Here is an 18,484-nt window from a genome sequence, read left to right as displayed (position 1 = left end):
GGGCCACCGCCCATCAGACGAACGGCTTCCCGACCTTGTATTTTTCCGGCACCAGCCGCTTCAGATAGGCCATGCCGGCTTCCGAAAGCTGGTTGGCGTCCGGCTTCATGAAATCGTCGGGCATATGCCGTGTCTTGCCGGCCACCGCCTTCAGCGGCACCTTCTTCAGCACGGTCTTCGACCCGTCATACTGGATCGCGACCGAGCCGCCGCCTTCACCGGCGACGGCAACCGCGAAGGCGCCGGCATCGAAGGCTTCCCTGGCGTCGACGGCGCTGATCGCGCCGACATAGCCGCGTGGCATGTAGCCCAGCGCGTCGACCCGCGCGCGCTTGCCCGGCAGGCCTTCGGCCAAAGCCCGCTCCAGCGCTGCCGGCAGGTCGCTGCCGGACAGCTTGACATTGCCGTGCTGGTCGCGCTCGAGCTTTTCCGGCGGCACCAGGCTCTCGACCAGCGCCTTGCCGTCGGCGGTGCTGACGCCCTCGGAGACGGCGACGATGCAGCGTTTGTGGCGGTCCAGCTTCTCGCGCACGTCATCGATGAAGCGCTTCGCCGAGAAGGCGCGCTCCGGTACATAGACCAGATGCGGGCCGCTGTCGGGGTCGAGCTGCCAGGCGGCCGCGGCGGCGGTGAGGAAGCCGGCATGCCGGCCCATGACGATGCCGACATAGATGCCGGGCAGCGCGCGGAAATCGAGATCGACCGAGAGGAAGGCGCCGGCGACGAATTCGGCGGCCGAGATGAAGCCCGGCGTATGGTCGTTCTCCTCGAGGTCGTTGTCGATGGTCTTCGGCGCATGCACGAAGGCGATCGAGCCTCCGGCTGCATCGGTCAGGATCTGCTGGGTGCCCGACGTGTCGTTGCCGCCGATATAGATGAAGGCGTCGGCGCCGGCCTTTTTCAAGCCGTTGAGGATGACCTCGCAATAGGCGGCGTCCGGCTTGTCGCGGGTCGAGCCAAGCGCTGCGCTCGGCGTGCCGGCGATCAGCCGCAGCCGGTCCTCCGGGATGCCTGACAAGTCGACATAATTGCCGTCGCGGATGCCGCGCACGCCGTGGATCGAACCCAGCACCTTGGCGCCGGGATGACGCTTGCGGATTTCCAGTGTGGCGCCGACGACCGTCTGGTTGATGACGGCGGTCGGGCCGCCGCCCTGCGCGATGACGAAGGTTCCAGCCATGCTTTTTCTCTCCCTAGAGCATGATGCCGAAAAGTGAGAAGCGGTTTTCGGGCGACATCATGCTCTATCTCTTTGATGTAGAGGCGGATTCAGATTTCAGGTCCATTGGACCTGAAATCATCCGGCTCCAGGCGAAGGTTTTCATGGCACCTTCGCCTGTCTTGCGGCATCGCGCAACGGAAGAAACTCATGCCTGCCGCGCAAAAATGCTCAGCGGTTTTTGGGCGGCACGCGCCAGAAGAGACGACCGACGGCGTGCGTCAGACCACGACGACCGGGTTCTTCTTGGAGACGCGGCTGTAGAGGTCGATGATGTCCTGGTTGATCAGGCGCACGCAGCCCGACGACATCGCCTGGCCGATGCTCCACCATTCGGGCGAACCGTGGATGCGGTAGCCGGTGTCCTTGCCGTTCTGGTAGATGTACAGCGCCCGGGCCCCAAGCGGATTGGTGAGGCCGCCGGGCTGCCCGCCCTGCCATTTCACCAGTTCGGGCTTGCGCTGGATCATTTCCGGCGGCGGCGTCCACACCGGCCATTCGCGGCCGTACTGGATGTTGGCGCGGCCCGACCAGCGGAAGCCATCCTTGCCGATGCCGACGCCGTAGCGGATGGCGTCGCCGCCGGGCTGGACCAGATAGAGCATGCGCTCCTGCAAATGGACGACGATGGTGCCGGGCGCCTCGCCGGTCTTGTCAACGACGATCTGACGGCGAAACTGCGGCTTGACCTTCTGCCACGGCACCTCCGGCACCTGGAAGCCGCCATCGGTGAGCGAGGCGTACATGACATCAGGGCCGGTGATGTTCTTGTCGACGCTGATCGCCGGGCGCATGGGCGGCACGGAACCGGTGACGGTGTTGTCGAGCTGCATTTGCGGCAGGTCGAGCGTGTCGGTGGTGCTGCAGCCGGCCAGGCCGAGCAACGCCATGGCGCCGGCGCCCGAAAGCACGGCGCGGCGGGAGAACTGAATTTCGGTATCGATTGCGGCGCCGTTGGAAGGCGGCGTCAGACGTTGCGGCAACTCGCGCATGCACCAAACCCTACGCTGCCGGCGGGAAGCACGGTCCGGCCGGATCGCAGGCATTTTCGCCACGCATGGTTGAAAAAGGGTGAAAGAGCGGAAGCCGGGCTTAACCCTAACGGATCGTTGCGGCGGCCAGTGGGCCTGCGGCACGGCCCCCGAAGATTTTTCCAACAGGCCCTTTACATTACCGCCGGCCCCAGGATTTATCCTTTTCTTTGCGCTCAAGGAGCAGGGAAATGTCCTTCGAAAACTGGGCCGCCTTCGCCGCCGCCTCTTCCATCCTTCTCGTCATTCCAGGCCCGACGATCCTGCTGGTCGTCTCCTACGCGCTTGGGCAAGGCTGGCGCACCGCGCTGCCGATGGCGGTGGGCGTGGCGCTGGGCGACTTCACCGCCATGACGCTGTCGATGCTCGGCATCGGCGCGCTGCTCGCGGCTTCGGCCACGGTGTTCACCATGCTTAAGGTGATCGGCGCCGGCTATCTCATCTATCTCGGCATAAAGCTGTTCCGGGCCGGCGGCGCGCTGAAGGCGGAGCCGCGCACCGACGCCGTGTCGGCGGCAAAGATGATGGCGCATGCCTGGCTGGTGACGGCGCTCAACCCGAAGAGCATCACCTTTTTTGTCGCCTTCCTGCCGCAGTTCCTCGACCGGCACGCCGACTTCTGGTCGCAGATGCTGATCTTCGAGACGACGTTCCTGACCTTGGCCTTCGCCAACGCGTTCGGCTACGCGCTGATCGCATCGAGGGCCCGCGCGATCGTGCGCAACCCAAAGGCGATCCGCATCTTCAACCGCACCGGCGGCACGCTGCTGGTCGGCGCCGGCATCGCTACGGTGGCGATGCGGTCGGCCAACTGACGCTATGAAGGACGCATTCGGCCTCACCTATTCGGGCGCGACCGAAGCCGGGTTTTCGTCCTACGCCCGGGCCGTGCATGAACTGCAATGCTTCATCGGCGATCCGGTCGGCTCGATCGACCGCGCCATCGCCGACGATCCCGGCTTCGTGATGGCGCATGTGTTCAAAGGCTATCTGTTCGGCCTAGCCACGGAGAGGGAGGCGATGGCCGTCGTGCGATCCTGTCATGTGGCGGCGCAGCCGCTGGCCGGCACCACGCGCGAACAGGCGCATGTCGCGGCGCTCGGCCATCTCGCCGAAGGGCGTTGGCATGAGGCCGCGCGCATCCTCGAGGATATCGCGATCGACAGTCCGCACGATGCGCTGGCTTTGCAGGTGGGGCATCAGATCGATTTCTTCACCGGCAACGCCCGCATGCTGCGCGACCGCATCGGTCGGGCGCTGCCGGCCTGGCAAAAGGATATGCCGGGCTACCACGCCATTCTCGGCATGCAGGCCTTTGGGCTGGAGGAAATGGGCGACTATGGGCGCGCCGAATCGCTTGGACGGCAGGCCGTCGAGATCGAGCCGCGCGACGGCTGGGCGCAACACGCGGTAGCCCACGTCATGGAAATGCAAAGCCGGCAACAAGACGGCATCGCCTGGATGCGGGCCAATCCCAACGCGTGGTCGAAGGACAGCTTCCTCAAAATCCACAATTGGTGGCATCTGGCGCTGTTCCATTACGATCTCGGCGAAACCGACGAGGTGCTCAAGCTCTATGACGGGCCGATCTATGGCGACCGCTCGACCTTGGCGCTCAACATGGTCGATGCCTCGGCGATCCTGTGGCGCCTCAGCCTCGGCGACGTCGATGTCGGCGACCGCTGGGCGACGCTTGCCGCCAACTGGATCCCGAAAGCCGCCGCCGGCAATTACGCCTTCAACGACGCGCATGCGATGATGGCCTTTGTCGGCGCGGGGCTGGAGGCGCCAGCCAGGACGCTGCTCGAGGCGCAGCGCGAAGCGATGCGCGGCAGCGACGACAATGCCGCCTTCACGCGCGATGTCGGCCATCCGCTGACGCTTGCGATCAAGGCCTTCGGCGAGGGCAAGCACGACGAGGCGGCACGGCTGATCCGGCCGATCCGCTCGATCGCGCATCGTTTCGGCGGCAGCCACGCGCAACGCGACGTGATCGACCTGACGCTGATCGAGGCCGCTCTGCGCGCCGGCGATACCGCGCTCGCGCGGGCATTGACCGCCGAACGGCAACTGGCCCGGCCGGACAGCCCGCTGTCGGCGCTGTTCTCGAGGCGCGCCGCCGATTTGTCAGAGAATTGACCCGGGACGGATCTTGCCCTAAAAACTGGCCAAGCCAGATTTTTTCGAGATCCGAAAAAATTAACGGCATTGGGAGGAAATCATGTATCTCGGCCTCGACCTGGGCACTTCGGGCGTCAAGGCGCTGCTGATCGACGACGGCCAGAAGGTCATCGGCTCCGGCCATGGATCGCTCGACGTCTCGCGGCCGCATCCGGGCTGGTCGGAGCAGGATCCGGCGCATTGGATCGAGGCCTGCGAGACGGCCATTGCCGAACTCAAGGCTTCTCATCCGAAAGAGCTGGCCGCGGTCAAGGGCATCGGCCTTTCCGGCCAGATGCATGGCGCTACCCTGCTCGATGCATCGGACAAGGTGCTGCGCCCCTGCATCCTGTGGAACGACACGCGCAGCCATGTCGAGGCGGCCGCGCTCGATGCCGATCCGCGTTTCCGCCAGCTCACCGGCAACATCGTTTTCCCGGGCTTCACCGCGCCGAAGCTTGCCTGGGTGAAGGAACACGAAGCCAGGATCTTTGCCGCTGTCGCCAAGGTGCTGCTGCCCAAGGACTACCTGCGGCTCTGGCTGACTGGCGAGCACATGTCCGAAATGTCGGATTCGGCCGGCACCTCGTGGCTCGATGTCGGCAAGCGCCGCTGGTCGCCCGAACTGCTTGCAGCGACGTCGCTCGACGAAAAGCACATGCCCTCGCTGGTCGAAGGCACTGAGAAGGCCGGCGGCTTGCGCGGCGAGCTCGCCTCGAAATGGGGCATCGCGGCGGGCATTCCAATTGCCGGCGGCGCCGGCGACAACGCGGCTTCGGCCTGCGGCATGGGCACTGTCGGCGCCGGCCACGCCTTCGTCTCGCTCGGGACGTCGGGCGTGCTCTTCGCCGCCAACGCCTCCTATCTGCCCAATCCGGAAAGCGCGGTGCACACGTTCTGCCATGCGCTGCCCAGCACATGGCACCAGATGGGCGTGATCCTGTCGGCCACCGATTCGCTCAACTGGCTATCGGAAATCACCGGAAAGAGTGCAGGCGACCTGACCGGCGAGCTCGGCGATACGCTGAAGGCGCCGACGGGCGTCACTTTCCTGCCTTATCTTTCGGGCGAGCGGACGCCGCACAATGATTCCGCCATCCGCGGCTCCTTCACCGGGCTGGCGCATGAATCGAGCCGGGCCGTGCTGACGCAGGCGGTGCTGGAAGGCGTCGCCTTCGCCTTCCGCGACAGTCTGGAAGCGCTGAAGACAGCCGGCACGACGCTGACACGGGTGACCGCGATCGGCGGCGGCTCGCGCTCGCGCTACTGGCTGAAGGCGATCGCCACCGCGCTGCAGGTTCCGGTCGACATTCCCGCCGACGGCGATTTTGGAGCCGCGTTCGGGGCGGCGCGGCTCGGCCTGATTGCCGCGACCGGCGCCGATCCGCTCGGCGTGTGCACCGCGACGGCGACAGACGCCACGATCGAGCCGGATGCGGGGCTTGGTGGGGCTTTCGCGGATGCCTATCAGAGGTATCGCGCGCTTTATCCGGCGGTAAGGTCGGTAACTGCGTGACTATGCGCGAGGCCCCCCTCTCTGCCCTGCCGGGCATCTCCCCCTCAAGGGGGGAGATTGGCAGCTTCAGCGCCGCCTCCTTTTGTTCGACGTTGGTGGTTGGCGAAGGCCTGCGTGACGATCAATCTCCCCCCTTGAGGGGGAGATGGCCGGCAGGCCAGAGAGGGGGGCCTCACGCCTACCTTAACGGCAAAGCCTCACTGCGCCGGCACCTTGTCCAAAAATCCGGTGACGCTCTTCAACCGGCCGTTCTCGATGACGCCGATATCGGTGCCTTCGATGACGGACTCGACACCCTCCGGCCCCAGGTTCCACGAGAAGCGGATTTGGTCGGCAAAACCGTCCGGCTCACCCTTCAGCGAGAAACGGAAGCCGGCAAAGCGCTGCTGCACGCCGTCGATAAGCGCCGCGACGCCGGCATGGCCGTCGCCCTGCATGACCGGGTCGCGGTAGCTGACATCCTCGGTGAAGGCCGCTTCGAGCAGCGCCTTGCGGCGCGTCGCATCGCTCTCGTTCCAGGCGGCGATGTAGTTGCGGGCGATCGTGGTGAGGTCGGTCATGGTCTTGGTCCTTCGTTGGATCGTTTCGACATGACGCTTTTCGCGCCCCGCAAGAGCGAAACCAATTACGCCTGAGGTAATCGGGCGAAGCCATCTTGGAGAGGAAGGAAACCATGAGCAGCGGATTTTTCGGCGACATCGAGACAATCAAATATGAGGGGCCGGATTCGACCAATCCGCTGGCCTATCGCTATTACAACCCTGATGAGGTGGTGGCCGGCAAGCGGCTGGAAGACCATCTGCGCTTCGCCGTCGCCTACTGGCATTCCTTCGCCTGGCCGGGCGGCGACCCGTTCGGCGGCCAGACCTTCGACCGGCCCTGGTTCGCCAAGCCGGGCGGCGTCGACACGATGGAACTGGCCAAGCTCAAGGCCGACGTCGCCTTCGAGATGTTCTCGCTGCTTGGCGCGCCCTATTTCTGCTTCCACGACGCCGACGTGCGCCCGGAGGGCAAGGATTTTTCGGAGAGCGCCGCGCGGCTCGACGAGATCACCGACTATTTCTCAACCAAGATGAAGCAGACCGGCGTCAAGCTGCTCTGGGGCACGGCAAACCTCTTCTCGCACCGCCGCTTCATGTCGGGCGCGGCCACCAATCCCGATCCGGATGTGTTCGCCTATGCGGCGGCGACGGTGAAGAGCTGCATCGACGTCACCAAGAAGCTCAAGGGCGAGAACTATGTGCTGTGGGGCGGGCGCGAGGGCTATGAGACCTTGCTCAACACCGACCTTGCGCGTGAGCAGGAGCAGGCCGGCCGTTTCCTCAACATGGTCGTCGATTACAAGCACAAGATCGGCTTCAAGGGCACGATCCTGATCGAGCCGAAGCCGCAGGAGCCGACCAAGCACCAGTACGACTACGACGTCGCCACGGTTTACGGCTTCCTCAAGCGCTTCGGGCTGGAGAAGGAAGTCAAGCTCAACATCGAGCAGGGCCACGCGATTCTCGCCGGCCATTCCTTCGAGCATGAGCTGGCCCTGGCCAATGCGCTTGGCGTCTTCGGCTCGATCGACATGAACCGCAACGACTACCAGTCGGGCTGGGACACCGACCAGTTCCCCAACAACGTGCCGGAAATGGCTTTGGCCTATTACCAGGTCCTGCAGGGCGGCGGCTTCAAGACCGGCGGCACCAATTTCGATGCCAAGCTCCGGCGCCAGTCGCTCGACCCGGACGATCTCCTGATCGGCCATATCGGCGGCATGGACGCCTGCGCTCGCGGTCTCAAGGCCGCCGCCAAGATGATCGAGGACAAGGCGCTGTCCGGCCCGCTCGCCGAACGCTACGCCGGCTGGAACACGGCCGAAGGCAAGGCGATGCTGTCCGGCAAGCGCACGCTTGAGGAGATCGCCGAACGCGTGGTGAAGAAGAAGATCGAGCCGCAGCCGCGCTCCGGCCGGCAGGAATTGCTCGAAAACATCGTCAACAGGTATGTCTAAACAACGGCAGGCCGCCTCGCGCCCGAGCAATCGGGACGCGGGGCAGGCCTGAAAATTGCATTCGCGAGGGCGGAATCACGCGACAAAACTTTGCCCCGCCCTGCCCCTCAATCGCCTCGCTCTTGCCTTCAAACAGCCGTCACGGAACTCGTATAAAAGAGGCTCCTGTGGCGGGTGAAGAAGAAGGAGGCGAACCGATATGCAGCACGAACGCGAAATCGACGCTCTGCTCTCGCCCGGCGAGACTGGTTCGATCATCGATCGGCTGATGGCGCTGCCCCATTCGAACGACGGCGCCCGCAAGACAAATGAATGGGACCGCGCGGTCGCCGCGCGGCTGGAGACGGCACTGGCCAGGAGCATGCGCTCACACATTGTCGGTGAAGGCCGCGACGCCGCCTGACTCTTCCATGGCCTGATTCTTCAGTGACCTGGTTCTTCCTTGGTTTGACGAAGGGAGACTGTTTCTCCATCCTGCATTGATGATACGCGCGGTGCTGCTCGATCTTCTGGGTGTCGTCTACAACGGCGACACCCCGGTTCCCGGCGCTGCCGCAGCTATCGAGCGTCTGCGAAACGCAGGCTTGCCACTGCGTTTCGTCAGCAACACGACGCGCTCGCCGCGTGACGTGATCATCGCTCAGCTGGCCGGGCTGGGCATCAAGGTAGAGGACGAGGAATTGCTAACGCCGGCGCGCGCCGCCGTCGAATGGCTGCGCAAGCATGACCGCCAGCCACATCTGCTCGTTCATCCCGATCTCGAGGTCGAGTTCTCCGGCCTTGAAGGCGGAAGCGGCCGCGCCGTCGTCGTCGGCGATGCCGGCGAGGCCTTCGACCATGCCAGCCTCAACCGCGCCTTCCGTGAACTGGTCGCCGGCGCTGATTTCCTGGCGCTTGCCGTCAACCGCACCTTCAAGGACGCCGATGGCCTGCTCAGCCTCGACACCGGCGCCTTCGTCGCGGCACTGGAATTCGCCAGCGGCCGCAGCCCTGTCGTGCTCGGCAAGCCGTCGCCGGATTTCTTCCTGTCGGCGCTTACCGGTTTGAACTGCCCGGCGGCCGATGCGGTGATGGTCGGCGATGATGCGGAGAGCGACGTCGCCGGTGCGCTGCGCGCCGGGCTCGGTGCGGCACTGCTCGTGCGGACCGGCAAGTACCGCCCGGGCGACGAAACGCGCTTCGATCCGGCGCCTACCGCTGTGGTCGACGATCTTGCGGCAGCGACCGACTGGATACTTAAAGCACGTCGCGCTGAAGCGGATTCAGGCGACGTGCTTTAAGCCTTTGTTTGATGCATGTCGTTGTCCCAAAACCGCTTCGCACTTTTGGGCGACATGCATTAGCCGCGCCGCAGCCTGACCGGCGCTTCGCCGAACGCTCTTGAAAATGCCCTGGAAAATGCCGCGGCGGACGAAAAGCCGGTACGCCCGGCAATATCCGCCATGGCGATACGCGTATCCACCACCAGGCGGCGGGCGGCGGCGAGGCGCAGCCTCTGATAATAGGCGCCAGGCGTTTCGCCGATCGACTTGCGGAAAATGCTTTCCAGCGTCCGCGCCGTCACGCCGGCGCGTTTCGCCACGGCGTCGATGGTGAGCGGCTGGTCGACATGCGCTTCCATCAGCCGGATCGCCTGGGCGAGCCTTGGATCGTAGCCGTCGAGCCGGCCGAGCGAGACCAGCGGCTGCGCGTCGGTCGCGGCGCGCGCCTGGTCGTAGATGAAGACGCTCGCTACATCGAGCGCAGCGGCCATGCCGAGCCGGGTGCGGACCAGATGCAGCATCAGGTCGAAGGTCGGCGAGGCGCCGCCGGAGGTGAAGACCGGCCCGTCGATGACATAGCGGTCCGGCCGCACGTCGACGCCCGGGAAGGCGGCGGAAAAATCCTCCATGTCCTCCCAATGCGTGGTGGCGCTGCGGCCTTCGAGCAGGCCGGCGCGCGCCACCAGCCAGGTGCCCGCCTCGACGCCGCCGCAGGCGCGGGCCGCGCGCGCCGCCCTGCGCAGGCCCGCAAGCAGCGCCGACGTGGCGTAGTTCTGCGTACCGAAGCCGGCGACGACCACCAGCATGTCGGTCGGCTCGGCGGCATCGAAGCGGCCGCTGACCGCCACCGGCAGGCCGCACGTGGTCACCGGCGCCTCGCCGGTGACCGAGACCAGCTTGAAATCGAACAGCGTCTCGCCCGAAATGCGGTTGGCGGCGCGCAACGGGTCGACAGCGGAAGCGACGCACATGATCGACGAGCCCGAGAACACCAGGAACGTCACCTTGAGTGTTTCGCGTTCGGATCGAAAGATGGTCGGTTTTTCGCTTTTGATCATGAGGCCTTCGTAAAACGCAAAACAGTTTCCGGCAAGTCGGGCATTCTTGATGAATTCCTGTGCATGCCGTGCCGTTGTCGGCTCCCGCTTCTGGGTGGCATGCTTGGCCGATCGAATCTGGGAGGATCAAGATGCCGCTTGCGATGAACCGCGAGGTCTTCATTACCTGTGCCGTGACCGGCTCCGGCGGCACGCAGGACCGCAGCCCGCATGTGCCGCGCTCGCCCAAGCAGATCGCCGATTCGGCGATCGACGCGGCCAAGGCTGGCGCCGCGATCGTCCACTGCCACGTGCGCGACCCGGAGACCGGCAAGCCCAGGCGCGACGTGCATCTCTACCGCGAGGTGACCGAGCGCATCCGCGAGGCGAATGTCGACGTGGTGCTGAACCTCACCGCCGGCATGGGCGGCGACATGGTGTTCGGCTCGACGGAAGCGCCGCTGCCGCTGAACGAAAAAGGCACCGACATGGGCGGCGCCACCAACCGCATCGAGCATGTGCGCCAGTGCCTGCCGGAGATCTGCACGCTGGATTGCGGCACGATGAATTTCAACGAGGCCGACTATGTGATGACCAACACGCCCGGCATGCTGCGCGCCATGGGCGGCATGATGACGGCGCTGGGCGTCAAGCCGGAGATCGAGGCCTTCGACACTGGACATCTGTGGTTCGCCAAGCAGCTGGTCGAGGAAAAGGTACTCAACCCGGATGCGCTGGTGCAGCTTTGCATGGGTGTGCCGTGGGGCGCGCCGGACGACCTCAACACCTTCATGGCGATGGTCAACAACGTGCCCTCGACCTGGAACTGGTCGGCCTTCTCGATCGGCCGCAACCAGATGGCCTATGCGGCGGCGGCCGTGCTTGCCGGCGGCAATGTCCGCGTCGGGCTGGAAGACAATCTGTGGCTCGACAAGGGCGTGCTGGCGACCAACGCGCAGCTGGTCGAACGCGCGGCCAGCATCGTCACCAATCTCGGCGCCCGCATCCTCGGGCCGGAGGAAGTGCGCAAGAAGCTCAACCTCACCAAACGGGCGCCCCTAGCTGTCGCGGCTTGAGCGGGAGCTGAGAATGGCTACCGTCAAATTCACCGCGATGAAGGACGGCGACAAGGAAGACTACGAATTCCTGACCGCCCATGAGATCGACTACGCCGCCAAGACCGGCGATCGGCTGCTCGATGCGCTCGTGCAGCTGGACGAGGGTCTTTCCGGCTACAAGATCACCCGTCTCGGCCATTCGCTGCAGGCGGCGACGCGCGCCTGGCAGGACGGCGCCGACACCGACTGGATCGTCTCAGCGCTGCTGCATGACATCGGCGACATCTACGCGCCCTACAATCACGACGAATATGCGGCTGCGATCCTGAAACCCTTCGTGCGCGAGCAATGCACCTGGGTGGTGGAAAAGCACGGCGACTTCCAGCGCCTCTATTACGCGCACCACCTGGGCGGCAACCGGCACGCGCGCGAGCGCTTCGCCGGCCATCCTTATTTCGACGACTGCGACCGGTTCTGCGAGCGCTGGGACCAGTCGAGCTTCGATCCCGACTACGAGACTCTGCCGGTCGAGTTCTTCCGGCCCTTCGTGCTCGAAGTCTTCGCCCGCAAGGCCTACGACCCGGCGGTGATCCGCGCCGGCGAGCGCGTGGCCCTCACCAACCTCGATACAGCCAAGATCAGAACCGGAGCCTGACAAGCATGAGCATCATCAACAAGGCGGCCGCCATCGGCGGCGGTGTCATCGGCGCCGGCTGGGTGGCGCGGCTGCTCTTGAACGGCATCGACGTATCGATCTTCGATCCCGATCCGGAAGCGTCGCGCAAAGTAGGCGAGGTGATGAAGGGCGCGCGCCGCGCCTATAAGCAGATGCTGCCCGGCGGCCTGCCCAAGGAAGGCAAGCTCACCTACGCCAAGACCATCGCCGAGGCGGTGGCCGATGCCGATTTCATCCAGGAAAGCGTGCCGGAGCGGCTCGACCTCAAGCACAGGGTGCTGGCCGAGATCGACGCGCATGCGCCGGCCAATGCCATTGTCGGCTCCTCGACCTCGGGCATCAAGCCGACCGACATGCAGGTGGCGATGAAGAAACATCCGGAGCGGCTGGTGGTCGGCCATCCGTTCAATCCGGTCTATCTGCTGCCGCTGGTCGAGATCGTCGGCGGCGAACAGACCTTCCCGGAGGCGATCGAGGTCGCCAAGGAGCTCTATGCCTCGATCGGCATGAAGCCGGTGGTGGTGCGCAAGGAGATCGAGGCCTTCGTCGGCGACCGCCTGCTCGAAGCCGCCTGGCGCGAGGCGCTGTGGCTGGTCAAGGACGGCATCTGCACTGTCGAGGAACTCGACGACATCATGCGCTATTCCTTCGGCCTGCGCTGGGCGCAGATGGGCATGTTCCAGGTCTATCGCGTCGCCGGCGGCGAGGCCGGCATGCGCCACTTCATGGCGCAGTTCGGGCCGTGCCTGAAATGGCCGTGGACCAAGCTGATGGACGTGCCGGAGTTCAACGACGAGCTGGTCGACCTGATCGCCACCCAGTCGGACGAGCAGGCGCACGGCCTGTCGATCCGCGAGCTGGAGAAGATCCGCGACGACAATCTGGTCGCGATCATGGAAGCGCTGTCGAAGCAGAACAAGGGCAAGGGCTGGGGCGCCGGCGCGCTGCACAAGGACTATACCAGGCAGCTCGCCAAGCTGGCGGCGAAGAAAGCCCCCGCCACGGCTCCCGCAAAGACCAAGGCGACCAAGCCGGCGAAGAAAGCCGCAAAGCCGGCAAAGGCTGAAAAACCCGCCAAGGCCGACAAGGCGAAGAAGAGCAAGAAGAAGGGTTGAGGCGATGGATTTCGGTCTTTCGGAAGAACAGAAGCTCATCGTCGAGACGACACGGGCCTTCGTCGAGAACGAGCTTTACCCGCATGAGCGCGAGGTGGAGCGCACCGGCGAACTGCGCCGCGAGCTGATCGACGAATTGAAGGCCAAGGCGATCGAAGCCGGGCTCTACGCCGCCAACATGCCGGCCGATGTCGGCGGCGCGGGCCTCGATACGGTAAGCTGGCTGCTCTATGAGAAGGAGCTCGGCCGCGCCAATTACGCGCTGCACTGGACCTGCGTGGCGCGCCCCTCCAACATCCTGCTCGCCGGCACGCCGGAGCAGCGCGAAAAATACCTCTTCCCCTGCATCCGCGGCGAGAAGTGGGACTGCCTGGCGATGACCGAGCCGGGCGCCGGCTCCGACCTGCGCGGCATGAAGGCGACCGCGGTGCAGGACGGGTCCGACTGGGTGCTCAACGGCACCAAACACTTCATCTCCCATGCCGACATCGCCGACTTCGCCATCGTGTTCATGGCCTCGGGCGAGGAGGATTCGCCGCGCGGCAAGCGCAAGAAGATCACCGCCTTCTTCGTCGACAAGGGCAGCAAGGGTTTTTCGGTGCGCGACGGCTACCGCAATGTCTCGCATCGCGGCTACACCAACTCGATTCTGGAGTTCGACGACTGTCGGCTGCCGGCTTCACAGGTGCTCGGCGAAGTGCACAAGGGCTTCGACGTCGCTAATTCCTGGCTCGGCGCCACGCGGCTGCAGGTCGGCGCGACCTGCCTCGGCCGCGCCGAGCGCGCACTGTCGCACGCCATCGAATATGCCGCGCAGCGCCAGCAGTTCGGCCAGCAGATCGGCAAGTTCCAGGGCGTTTCGTTCAAGCTCGCCGACATGGCGACGGAACTGAAGGCCGCCGACCTGATGGTCTTCGAAGCCGGCTGGAAGTACGATCAGGGCACCGTCACCGACCAGGACATGGCGATGGCCAAGCTGAAGGCCACCGAGATGCTGGCCTTCGTCGCCGACGAAGCCATCCAGATCCATGGCGGCATGGGGCTGATGGACGACCTGCCGCTGGAGCGCATCTGGCGCGATGCGCGCGTCGAGCGAATCTGGGAAGGCACCTCGGAGATTCAGCGACATATTATTTCGCGGGCGCTGCTGCGTCCGTTCGGAGCCTAGGGCATGATGCGCCAAAGCCAGGATCCGGCTTTGGACAGGATCGTGCTCAAACGAAAAGATGGCCATGCATAAACTCGAACGTCTCCTGCGCCCGAAATCGATCGCCGTGTTCGGCGGGGCGCAGGCCGCCGCCGTCGTGGCGCAATCGATCAAGATGGGCTTTGCCGGCGAAATCTGGCCGGTGCATCCGACCAAGGACGAGGTCGCCGGACGCAAGGCGTACCGCTCCGTCGCCGATCTGCCCGGAGCGCCGGACGCCGCCTTTGTTGGCGTCAACCGGCATCTCACCATCGAGGTGATCAAGGCGCTGGCCGAACGCGGCGCCGGCGGCGCCGTCTGCTTTGCCGCGGGCTTCCTCGAGACCGAGGCCTATGACGAGGATGGCGAGCGGCTGCAGGCGGAGCTCGTCACTGCTGCCGGCGATATGCCGATCATCGGCCCGAACTGCTACGGCCTCATCAATTACGCCGACGGCGCGCTTTTGTGGCCCGACCAGCATGGCGGGATCAGGCTGCCGGAGGGCGGCAAGGGTGTGGCCATCATCACCCAGTCGTCCAACATCGCCATCAACATGACGATGCAAAAGCGCGGCCTGCCGATCGCCTTCCTGATGACGGCCGGCAACCAGGCGCAGACCGGCCTTTCGGAAATGGCGTTGGGCCTGATCGAGGACGAGCGCGTCACCTCGCTCGGCCTGCATATCGAGGCCTTCGACTCGGTAGCCGGCTTCGAGAGGCTGGCGGCGCGGGCACGCGAGCTGAAGAAGCCGATCATCGCCATGAAGGTCGGGCGGTCCGAACAGGCGCGACAGGCGACGGTGTCGCACACCGCCTCGCTCGCCGGCTCGGACGCCGCCTCCGGTGCGTTCCTGAAGCGGCTCGGCATCGCGCGTGTCGATTCCATTCCGGCCTTCATCGAGGCGCTGAAACTCCTGCACATCACCGGTCCGTTGCCCGGCTACAGGCTGTCGTCGATGAGTTGCTCGGGCGGCGAGGCCTCCGTGATGGCCGACAGCGCCGAAGGGCGCTGGGTGCATTTCCCGGCGCTCACCGATCAGCACCGCGCGCATGTCAAATCGACGCTCGGGCCGCTGGTCGCGGTCGCCAATCCGCTCGACTACCACACCTTCATCTGGAACAACGAGCCGGCGATGACGGCCACCTTCACCGCCATGGTGTCGGGCGGTTTCGACCTCAACATGCTGGTGCTCGACTTTCCGCGCCCGGATCGCTGCTCGGACGTCGACTGGTGGGCGACGCTGCGCGCCTTCGAGGCGGCGCTGAAGACCAACGAGGCGCAAGGCGCGATCGTCTCCTCGCTGCCGGAAAACCTGCCCGAGGAATACACCGCCGGGCTGATGGCGCGCGGCATGGTACCATTGTTCGGCATCTCGGAGGCGATGGATGCCGCCGGAGCTGCGGCCTTTATTGGCTGGGCCTGGGCTGAACCGCAGGCGCAGCCGGTCGACACCACGGCGGCGGGTGCGGCCGAAGCCAAGCGTGTCACGCCGGACGAGGCCGAGGCCAAGGAAAGGCTGATCAAGGCCGGCCTGCCGGTGCCGAAGGGCGAGCGCGCTTCCAACGCGGTCGAGGCGGTGATCTCGTCCATGGCGCTGGGTTTCCCGGTGGCGCTGAAGGCGCTCGGCGTGACGCACAAGTCGGAGGTCGGCGCGGTCAGGCTGAACCTCAAGGACGCCGAATCCGTCAGCACCGCGGCGCACGACCTTCTGCCGCTCGGCACCGGGCTCTATGCCGAGCGCATGGTGCGCGACGGCGTCGCCGAGCTGATCGTCGGCTTCACCCGCGACCCGATGTTTGGCGCCGTCATGACGCTTGGCACCGGCGGCGTGCTGGTCGAGCTCCTGCGTGACAGCGTCACCCTGATGCTGCCGGCGACGCGCGACGACATCGAGGCGGCATTGCGTGGGCTTAAGCTCTATCCCTTGCTCGAAGGCTATCGCGGCCGGCCGAAGGCCGACGTCAACGCCGCCATCGACGCCATCGCCGGCATTGCCGACTTCGTGCAGAAGAACGAAGGCGAGATCGAGGAACTAGACATCAACCCGCTGATCGTCTGCGCCGAAGGCAAGGGCGCCTGGATCGCGGACGCCCTGCTGGTGCTTGGAGAAAAGAAGAATGGCTGACGTCATCACCACCCGCCGCGAAGGCACGATCCTGGAGGTCACGCTCGACCGGCCGAAGGCCAACGCCATCGACCTCAAGACCTCGCGGCTGATGGGCGAGACGTTCAAGGCATTCCGCGATGATCCCGACCTGCGCGTCGCCATCGTCAAGACGGCCGGCGACAAGTTCTTCAGCGCCGGCTGGGACCTGAAGGCGGCCGCCGCCGGCGACGCCGTCGACGGCGACTATGGCGTCGGCGGTTTTGCCGGATTGCAGGAATTGCGCGACCTCAACAAGCCGGTGATCGCCTGCGTCAACGGCATGGCGGTGGGCGGCGGCTTCGAGCTCGCGCTGTCCTGCGACCTCATCTATGCCTCGGACCATTCCTCCTTCGCGCTGCCCGAGATCCGCGCCGGCACGCTGGCCGACGCAGCCACCATCAAGCTGCCGAAGCGCATTCCCTACCACATCGCCATGGACCTCCTGTTCACCGGCCGCTGGATGGATGTCGCCGAGGCGCATCGCTGGGGCCTGGTCAACGAAGTGCTGCCCAAGGACAAGCTCGAGGAGCGTGTCTGGGAGATCGCAAGATTGCTCGCCGGCGGCCCGCCGCTGGTTTTCGCGTCGATCAAGGAGACGGCGCGCGTGGCCGAGGCACTGACCTTCCAGGACGCCATGAACAAGGTGACGCGCCGGCAGTTGCCGACGGTCGATATCCTCTATGGGTCGGAAGACAACATGGAGGGGTTCCGAGCGTTCGCGGAGAAGCGCGACCCGGTGTGGAAGGGTCGATAACGTCGGAGATGACGGCGCCAGGCCCCCCTCTCTGCCCTGCCGGGCATCTCCCCCTCAAGGGGGGAGATTGGCAGCTTCTGACCCGGCGCATTTCCTGGGACGTAGGAGATTGGCGAAAGCCTTGGCGACATCTGATCTCCCCCCTTGAGGGGGAGATGTCCGGCAGGACAGAGAGGGGGGCCTGGGCGCCGTCATCTAGAGTTGGCCACCCTTCATGACCGACTACAAAACCCTGATCGACGCCGAGACCTGGGCCTTCATCGAGAAGACCAATTCCTATTATCCGCCTGATACGATCGACTACACGATCGCCCAGCAGCGTGCCATCTACGACCGGATGTGCCGGGAGTTCTTTGCCGGCTATCCGCAAGGCGTGAGCGCCGAGACAACGACCATCGCCGACGGCGTGCCGGTCCGCATCTACCGCAACGCGGCGCCGAACAAAGCCGCGATGGTGCTCTACATCCATGGCGGCGGCTTCATCCTTGGCGGGCTGGACAGCCATGACGATGTCTGCGCCGAGCTTTGCGCGCGCACCGGCTATGAGGTGGTCTCGGTCGACTACCGGCTGGCGCCGGAGCATCTGCATCCGGCCGCTTTCGACGACGCGATGGACGCCTTCGAATGGGCCGCCAGGACCTATGACTGCGCGATCGTGCTTTGCGGCGACAGCGCCGGCGGCAATCTCTGCGCCGCGGTCGCTCACGCCACGCGCGGCCATGTGAAGAAGCCGGCCGGCCAGGTGCTGATCTATCCCGGCCTCGGCGGCGACCATTCGCGCGGCTCAGGAGATCGCTCTCGCGACTCCTACGTCACGCATGCCGAGGCACCGATGCTGACGGTGCGCGAACTCGACTTCTACAAGCATGTCCGCACCGGCGGCGTTGACCGTACCGGCGACATCACGCTCTACCCGCTCGCCGACGCCGATTTCGCCTACCTGCCGCCGACGGTGCTGATCACCGCGCAGTGCGACCCACTGTCGTCCGACGGCGAGGCCTATCGCGACCGCATCGTCGCAGCCGGCGGACACGCCACCTGGTTCGAGGAGCCGGGCCTGGTGCATGGCTACCTCAGAGCCCGGCACATGGTCGGCCGGGCACGGACGAGCTTCACCCGCATCGTCGAGGCGGTATCGGCCCTCGGCCGGGGCGGCTGGATCTGGTAACGCCGCTAGAGCTTTTCACCGTTTCACGGAAACGGCGAACCGCTCTATCTCCTTTTGGCGCAATTTCGGACGGAAAACCGCTCACACTTTTCCTGAAATTGCTCTAGCGGCCGGGAACGCGTTCCGCTCCGCTATCCTGACGTGAACCTTTCCACGC

At 65.3% G+C, this 18,484-nt stretch carries 17 protein-coding genes; 13 read left to right on the top strand and 4 right to left on the bottom strand.

What is annotated here, in order from left to right; all coding sequences use genetic code 11:
- Positions 1-13: 13 nt before the first annotated feature.
- Together RFM52_RS01815 and RFM52_RS01810 are read right to left on the bottom strand one after the other, a co-directional pair.
- Entirely contained in the window at positions 14-1,180 is a 1,167-nt protein-coding gene (locus RFM52_RS01815) for a diphosphate--fructose-6-phosphate 1-phosphotransferase (RefSeq protein ID WP_320294138.1), read from the bottom strand.
- A 260-nt stretch (positions 1,181-1,440) separates the two neighbouring features.
- Positions 1,441-2,109 carry a L,D-transpeptidase gene (locus RFM52_RS01810; protein ID WP_224610225.1) on the bottom strand — a complete coding sequence of 223 codons (669 nt, stop codon included), beginning with the start codon at positions 2,107-2,109 and terminating at the stop codon, positions 1,441-1,443.
- Between the two features lie 332 nt (positions 2,110-2,441).
- On the opposite strand from RFM52_RS01810, the gene RFM52_RS01805 reads away from it, so the two are divergent.
- The 3 genes from RFM52_RS01805 to xylB all read left to right on the top strand — a co-directional run bounded on the left by RFM52_RS01805 (position 2,442) and on the right by xylB (position 5,926).
- Positions 2,442-3,065 carry a LysE family translocator gene (locus RFM52_RS01805; RefSeq protein WP_320294137.1) on the top strand — a complete coding sequence of 208 codons (624 nt, stop codon included), beginning with the start codon at positions 2,442-2,444 and terminating at the stop codon, positions 3,063-3,065.
- A gap of 4 nt (positions 3,066-3,069) precedes the next feature.
- Entirely contained in the window at positions 3,070-4,389 is a 1,320-nt protein-coding gene (locus RFM52_RS01800; protein ID WP_320294136.1) for a tetratricopeptide repeat protein, read from the top strand.
- 82 nt (positions 4,390-4,471) lie between these two features.
- The gene (xylB, locus tag RFM52_RS01795) at positions 4,472-5,926 is read left to right on the top strand and encodes a xylulokinase (RefSeq protein ID WP_320294135.1); all 1,455 of its coding nucleotides are present in this window, start codon (positions 4,472-4,474) and stop codon (positions 5,924-5,926) included.
- A 197-nt stretch (positions 5,927-6,123) separates the two neighbouring features.
- Here the strand turns inward: xylB and RFM52_RS01790 are convergent, their stop codons facing one another.
- On the bottom strand, positions 6,124-6,486 hold the full coding sequence (locus RFM52_RS01790) for a nuclear transport factor 2 family protein (RefSeq protein ID WP_320294134.1): 363 nt from the start codon (positions 6,484-6,486) through the stop codon (positions 6,124-6,126).
- A 113-nt stretch (positions 6,487-6,599) separates the two neighbouring features.
- Between RFM52_RS01790 and xylA the strand changes: the two genes are divergently transcribed.
- The 3 genes from xylA to RFM52_RS01775 all read left to right on the top strand — a co-directional run bounded on the left by xylA (position 6,600) and on the right by RFM52_RS01775 (position 9,205).
- Positions 6,600-7,925, top strand: coding sequence for a xylose isomerase (xylA, locus tag RFM52_RS01785; RefSeq protein WP_320294133.1), 1,326 nt, complete (start codon positions 6,600-6,602; stop codon positions 7,923-7,925).
- Positions 7,926-8,124: 199 nt separating this feature from the next.
- A complete protein-coding gene (locus RFM52_RS01780; RefSeq protein ID WP_320294132.1) occupies positions 8,125-8,328 on the top strand; it encodes a hypothetical protein in 204 nt (67 codons plus the stop codon).
- Positions 8,329-8,419: 91 nt separating this feature from the next.
- Complete coding sequence (locus RFM52_RS01775) at positions 8,420-9,205, top strand: TIGR01458 family HAD-type hydrolase (protein ID WP_320294131.1); 786 nt, start codon at positions 8,420-8,422, stop codon at positions 9,203-9,205.
- A 59-nt stretch (positions 9,206-9,264) separates the two neighbouring features.
- On the opposite strand, the gene RFM52_RS01770 is transcribed toward RFM52_RS01775, so the two are convergent.
- The gene (locus RFM52_RS01770) at positions 9,265-10,245 is read right to left on the bottom strand and encodes a GlxA family transcriptional regulator (protein ID WP_320294130.1); all 981 of its coding nucleotides are present in this window, start codon (positions 10,243-10,245) and stop codon (positions 9,265-9,267) included.
- A gap of 131 nt (positions 10,246-10,376) precedes the next feature.
- Between RFM52_RS01770 and bcoG the strand changes: the two genes are divergently transcribed.
- The 7 genes from bcoG (at position 10,377) to RFM52_RS01735 (ending at position 18,327) form a co-directional block, all read left to right on the top strand.
- The gene (gene bcoG / locus RFM52_RS01765; protein ID WP_320294129.1) at positions 10,377-11,300 is read left to right on the top strand and encodes a 3-dehydrocarnitine:acetyl-CoA trimethylamine transferase BcoG; all 924 of its coding nucleotides are present in this window, start codon (positions 10,377-10,379) and stop codon (positions 11,298-11,300) included.
- Positions 11,301-11,313: 13 nt separating this feature from the next.
- A complete protein-coding gene (locus RFM52_RS01760) occupies positions 11,314-11,937 on the top strand; it encodes an HD domain-containing protein (RefSeq protein ID WP_320294128.1) in 624 nt (207 codons plus the stop codon).
- 5 nt (positions 11,938-11,942) lie between these two features.
- On the top strand, positions 11,943-13,073 hold the full coding sequence (locus tag RFM52_RS01755; RefSeq protein ID WP_320294127.1) for a carnitine 3-dehydrogenase: 1,131 nt from the start codon (positions 11,943-11,945) through the stop codon (positions 13,071-13,073).
- 4 nt (positions 13,074-13,077) lie between these two features.
- Positions 13,078-14,241: an acyl-CoA dehydrogenase family protein gene (locus RFM52_RS01750; protein ID WP_320294126.1), complete on the top strand. Its 1,164-nt coding sequence runs from the start codon at positions 13,078-13,080 to the stop codon at positions 14,239-14,241.
- A 64-nt stretch (positions 14,242-14,305) separates the two neighbouring features.
- A complete protein-coding gene (locus tag RFM52_RS01745; RefSeq protein ID WP_320294125.1) occupies positions 14,306-16,384 on the top strand; it encodes an acetate--CoA ligase family protein in 2,079 nt (692 codons plus the stop codon).
- On the top strand, positions 16,377-17,159 hold the full coding sequence (locus RFM52_RS01740) for a carnitinyl-CoA dehydratase (protein ID WP_320294124.1): 783 nt from the start codon (positions 16,377-16,379) through the stop codon (positions 17,157-17,159). Before RFM52_RS01745 ends, RFM52_RS01740 begins: the two co-directional genes overlap by 8 nt.
- Positions 17,160-17,373: 214 nt before the next feature.
- A complete protein-coding gene (locus tag RFM52_RS01735; protein ID WP_320294123.1) occupies positions 17,374-18,327 on the top strand; it encodes an alpha/beta hydrolase in 954 nt (317 codons plus the stop codon).
- Positions 18,328-18,484: the final 157 nt, after the last annotated feature.

This window comes from Mesorhizobium humile (genome assembly GCF_033977215.1).
GTDB lineage: Bacteria > Pseudomonadota > Alphaproteobacteria > Rhizobiales > Rhizobiaceae > Mesorhizobium > Mesorhizobium humile.
This window is presented reverse-complemented; position numbering and strand designations above follow the sequence as displayed.